Origin of the sequence: Microcystis sp. M53602_WE12 (assembly GCF_030065455.1) — a bacterium.
In the GTDB taxonomy this organism is placed as follows: Bacteria; Cyanobacteriota; Cyanobacteriia; order Cyanobacteriales; family Microcystaceae; genus Microcystis; species Microcystis aeruginosa.
Genome location: NZ_JASJFB010000183.1, coordinates 1 through 1223, shown reverse-complemented (window position 1 = coordinate 1223; position 1223 = coordinate 1). Strand labels below are relative to the sequence as shown.

General features: G+C 40.6%; 1 protein-coding gene and 1 pseudogene. Both read right to left on the bottom strand.

Features of this window, described 5'->3' with window-relative positions; translation table 11 throughout:
• Positions 1-209 precede the first annotated feature (209 nt).
• Positions 210-720 (bottom strand): annotated as a pseudogene (locus PX482_RS07010) (PIN domain-containing protein).
• On the bottom strand, positions 717-962 hold the full coding sequence (locus tag PX482_RS07005) for a UPF0175 family protein (RefSeq protein WP_002748168.1): 246 nt from the start codon (positions 960-962) through the stop codon (positions 717-719). Before PX482_RS07005 ends, PX482_RS07010 begins: the two are co-directional and overlap by 4 nt.
• Positions 963-1223: the final 261 nt, after the last annotated feature.

Below are 1223 nucleotides of genomic sequence, written 5' to 3'. Positions count from 1 at the left end.
CAGCAGAAATAAACAGTCTAATTCGGGTTATTGATGAAAGTGGTGAAGATTACGCTTTTTCTGTGAATCGGTTTCATGCTATTGAGTTACCAAAGCCAATAGAAGAGGCATTGTTATCAATGGCCAACTAAAATCCTGCCAATCCACCGAAAAAGAAACCACAAAAGTAGGCTAAATTGCCTCTAAAAATACCATAAATACCCCTTCATTCAATCTTGAGTGGGTTTATTTTTTTCTTCATCAACAATCTGTAAAACACTGCTGTATAAAGCTGCAGCAACCCAAAATCCTGCTCGATCAATCAAAGCGTCTAGCAAGGGTTTCACCTCAGAGATTAACCCTCGATTCTTCGCCTCAACCAAAATGCCCAGAATTCCTGTGTATCGAAGATTAAGTCTAGCAGCAATCCTACGACCACGACGCTCATCAATCAAAACTTGATCCGCTCCCAACTCAAGTGCCAAAGCAATAGCCTCAGCTTCTCCCTTATCTAGTTCACGACTCAAGAGCTTCAATCACTGTGCGGTTAGTTACCGTTCGAGTTTGAATCCAATCTAAGGTTTGGACTTCTATTGAACCTGCTACCGGAAAATCAGGCTCAGTTAATTCTCGATAAACTGCTTCGGGAATAAAAACTATTTCGTAAAGTTGTTGTAGCAGATGAAGTTGATTAATGGCGGCAAGATTGTTGATAGGGGATGTATCACTGACAACGATCACAATCTGCCCATCTCCCGCAAGTTCTTAATATCCTGTTCAAAATCTTCGACATCGTAGTGTACCGGAATTTGACGACTTGCAAGTAGGTGTTGAAAAGCAATACGATTCATTCCTGCAAATCGACTCGCTTGAGCAAGGGTGAGCTTCTCTTTTTGAAAGAGCATGACCGCAATTTCCTGCCTCATCTCAGCTTCAGTCATGCGTGTTGCACTGAGAATTTCATCGGAGATATCAATACTCATGGCTATAACCCTATCTATCCCTTCCTATTGGAATAATATCATAACCCCCTTCATTTAGTCAGTTGAGGGGGTTTATTTTTTGCGTCTCTTCCTCTTACACATTTTACACATTAAGAATCGGGGTTCTTCGTTACTTGGTATGGTTCGATAGGGGGGCATAAATCGACTAAATCCTTATCTGGCAAGAGACTTAATTGATTAGTTCGCTCTAGAGCAAAAACAATTGACAAAAATCGCTAAATGCTTTTCTATATAAGGGTT

Coding starts and splice junctions, on each gene's coding strand:
- PX482_RS07005 (WP_002748168.1), bottom strand. CDS start 962: ATGAGTATTGATATCTCCGATGAAATTCTCAGTGCAACACGCATGACT.